Origin of the sequence: Arthrobacter sp. 35/47, assembly GCF_000520475.1 — a bacterium.
Lineage (GTDB): Bacteria > Actinomycetota > Actinomycetes > Actinomycetales > Micrococcaceae > Arthrobacter_D > Arthrobacter_D subterraneus.
The window spans coordinates 48,325-52,016 of sequence record NZ_KI914618.1 but is presented as its reverse complement, the minus strand read 5'-3'; the positions used below and the strand labels follow the sequence as shown (position 1 = coordinate 52,016).

Sequence of the window (3,692 nt, the reverse complement as noted above, 5' to 3'; positions counted from 1 at the left end):
CGGCGCTCAGCTCGGCGGGTTATATCGGGCGGAGGGACGCCCAGGAGTTCGACCAGTCCTACCGGTTCCTGCGCGTCCTCGAACATCGAATCCAGTTGGTGCAGATGCGCCGCACACACCTCATGCCCGAAGACGAGCCGAGCCTCAAGGCACTGGCGAAATCGTCTGCCAGCTCCCTGCTGGAAAACCGCCCCACGGCGGCAGCACTCAGCGAACAGTGGCAGCAGACCAAGCGGCTGGTCCGGCGGCTCCACGAATCGATCTTCTACAGGCCGCTGCTGAATGCTGCCGCGAACCTGAGCGCTGACGAGGTCCGCCTGACCCCGGAGGCGGCCCGCGCCCGGCTTGCTGCATTGGGCTATGTGGACCCCCGCGGAGCGCTGCGCCATATCGAGGCCCTCACCTCGGGAATCAGCCGACGCTCAGCCCTGCAGCGTCAACTGCTGCCGGTGCTGCTCGACTGGCTGGCGGACGGCGTCGACCCGGATGCAGGCCTGCTCGGCTTCCGCCGCCTGAGCGAGTCGCTGGGGGAGACGCACTGGTATCTGGGGATGCTCCGGGACTCCAAGGCCGCGGCAGAGCGGCTGTGCCACATCCTGTCCTCGAGCCGCTTCATCACCGACCTCCTGGAGGTTTCCCCGGAGTCCACCAAATGGCTCGGCTCGGACAAGGAGCTGATGCCGCTGCCGTTCGAGGCGCAGTGGCAGGAGATCCAGTCGAAGATGTCCCGGCATCCCGCACCCAACGAGGCAATGCGGCTCATCCGGCTGATCCGGCGCCGCGAGATCCTCAGGATCGCCATCGCAGACAGTTCAGGCCTCCTCAGGCAGGAAGAGGTGGGCCCGGCGCTGGCAGACGCGGACCGCGCCGCCGTTCTGGGGGCGCTGAACGTCGCCGAAGCGGAAGTCCATGCTGGAGAGCAGGCGCTGACCGACGTCGTCGTCGTCGCCATGGGGCGCCAGGGCGGGCGGGAAATCACCTACGGGTCCGACGCGGACGTCATGTATGTGCACCGGCCCCGGGACGGTGCCGACCCGGCGGCGGCGCAGACCCAGGCCGAAAGGATAGTGGGCCAGCTGCGCCAGCTCTTGCAGCAGCCATGTACCCCTCCGATTCTCGCCGAACGGGTCCTCGAGGTGGACGCGGACCTGCGGCCGGAGGGCAAGCAGGGGCCGATGGTGCGCTCTCTCGAATCGTTTCGTGAGTACTATCGGCGCTGGTCGCTGGTCTGGGAGTCACAGGCGCTCCTTCGGGCGTTGCCTATCGCCGGCGACGACGGGCTGGCCGATGATTTCCGAAGGCTCATCGACCCCGTCCGCTACGAGCGGGAGGTCAACGACGGCGACCTGCGGGAAATCCGCCGGCTGAAGGCGCGGATGGAGTCCGAGAGGTTGCCGCGCGGTGCAGACCCGTCACGCCACCTGAAACTGGGCAGGGGCGGACTCAGCGACGTTGAATGGCTCATCCAGCTGCTTCAGCTCCAGCACGCCCGTGAGATCCCTGCGCTGCGGACCACATCCTCGCTGGAGGCGATGGACGCGGTGGAAGCGCACGGACTCCTGCCGGACGACGACGTCGCCACCCTGCGCTCAAGCTGGCGCCTCGCCTCACGTGTGAGGGCAGCGAACACCGTCTGGGGCGGTAAACAGTCCGACCTGCTGCCATCCTCCCGGCGGGACCTTGAAGCGGTAGCCCGCTGGTGTGGGTACGGACCAGGCAAAGGAACCCAGCTCGAAGAGGACTACCTGCGGCTGACCCGCCGGAGCCGCGCAATCTTTGAACGGTATTTTTACGGGTACGGAGAGTAGAACCGGGTTGCCGTTAACCGCAAAGCGGGGCCGCACCGAAGTGCGGCCCCGCTTTGCGGTCTTGTGGCTAGACGCCGTAGTACAGCTCGAACTCGTAGGGGTTCGGACGCAGGGCGAGAGGGGTGATTTCCACCTCACGCTTGTAGGCGATCCAGGTATCGATGAGGTCCTGGGTGAATACACCGCCGGCCTGCAGGAACTCGTTGTCGGCTTCCAGAGCCAGCAGAGCTTCCTCCAGCGATCCGGGCGCCTTCTGGATGTCCTTGGCCTCTTCGGCCGGAAGCTCGTAGAGATCCTTGTCGATTGGGTCCGCCGGCTCGATCCGGTTCTTGATTCCGTCAAGGCCGGCCATCAGCTGTGCCGCGAAGGCCAGGTAAGGGTTGGACGACGGATCCGGAGCGCGGAACTCGATGCGCTTTGCCTTCGGGTTGGAACCGGTGATCGGGATACGGATGCCGGCTGAGCGGTTACCCTGCGAGTACACCATATTGACGGGGGCCTCGAAGCCCTTGACCAGGCGACGGTAGGAGTTGACCGTCGGGTTGGTGAAGGCGAGTACTGCCGAAGCGTGCTTGAGAAGCCCGCCGATGTACCAGCGGGCAAGATCCGAGAGCCCGGCGTAGCCACGCTCGTCGTAGAACAGCGGATCGCCGTTGCTCCACAGTGACTGGTGGCAGTGCATGCCGGAACCATTGTCACCGAAGATCGGCTTGGGCATGAAGGTCGCGGACTTCCCCCAGGCGTTGGCGACGTTCTTGATGATGTACTTGAACTTCTGCAGGTCGTCAGCTGCGTGCACCATGGTGGTGAACTTGTAGTTGATCTCGGCCTGGCCTGCGCCGCCGACCTCGTGATGCGAACGCTCAACCTCAAGGCCGACCGCGTCCAGCTCGACGCACATTGCGTCGCGGAGGTCAGCCTGCTTGTCCACCGGAGCTACAGGGAAGTAGCCGCCCTTGAACGGAGTCTTGTAGCCGAGGTTTCCGCCGACTTCCTCCCGGCCCGTGTTCCACGGAGCTTCGATCGAATCGACCTTGTAGAAGCTGCCCTGGGGGCTGGACTCGTACTGGACGTTCTCGAAGATGTAGAACTCAGCTTCGGGAGCAAAGAAGGCGGTGTCCGCGATGCCCGTGGATGCCAGGTAGGCCTCGGCACGCTCTGCCACTCCGCGGGGGTCGCGGTGGTAGGGGTCGCCGGTGCGGGGGTTCACGATAGAGAAATTCAGTGCGAGCGTCTTCTCGATCCGGAATGGGTCGATGAATGCGGTGGTGACATCGGGAATCAGCTGCATGTCCGACTCCGCAATGCCCTGGAAACCGCGGATTGATGATCCGTCGAACAGCTGGCCGTGTACGAAAAAGTCTGCATCGACGGACTTCGCGGGGACGTTGAAGTGCTGCTGCACGCCCGGAAGATCGGTGAAACGGATATCGACAAACTTCACATCTTCGTCGGCGATGTACTTGAGGACTTCGTCCGCATTCTTGAACATCGGATTATGCTCCTAACGCATATTCGGGGGAGAGCGACCGGGGCCGGTAGCGCGGGGGAAACGCCGCATGGCTTGCCTGCTGCGGTCGCAACAGCATCCACACTATGAATGCGCAGTTACCCACTGGTGTCGCAAATGTTTCCGGCATGTAACTTAAGCGGGCAGCTTCGCACACGTGCTCATCCATCTACCCTAGCGGTCCCTCTCTTCGCTGCGGTTCCTCACAGCGCGTCGCCGCCCTGCCGGGAAGCACCGCCGGGCGCCGGTGACCCGCAGGATAGAGTTGGACGGTGGTTGACCGCAGAGATATCAGTTCATGGCTGGAAGGACCGCCGTCACGGGGACCGGGTCACTGGCCGGGCCGGCGTCTCGGCCGGCCGGCCGACGGCCGA

At 64.5% G+C, this 3,692-nt stretch carries 2 protein-coding genes; one reads left to right on the top strand and one right to left on the bottom strand.

The features are described from left to right. Positions 1–1,808: bifunctional [glutamine synthetase] adenylyltransferase/[glutamine synthetase]-adenylyl-L-tyrosine phosphorylase (locus X803_RS20435; RefSeq protein WP_035779328.1), on the top strand; the 1,808-nt coding region annotated here is incomplete at its 5' end. Positions 1,809–1,875: 67 nt separating this feature from the next. Here X803_RS20435 and glnA read toward each other — a convergent pair. After that, positions 1,876–3,300 (bottom strand): type I glutamate--ammonia ligase, encoded by a 1,425-nt coding sequence (gene glnA, locus X803_RS0115065; protein WP_026545778.1) that lies wholly within the window; start codon positions 3,298–3,300, stop codon positions 1,876–1,878. Positions 3,301–3,692: the final 392 nt, after the last annotated feature.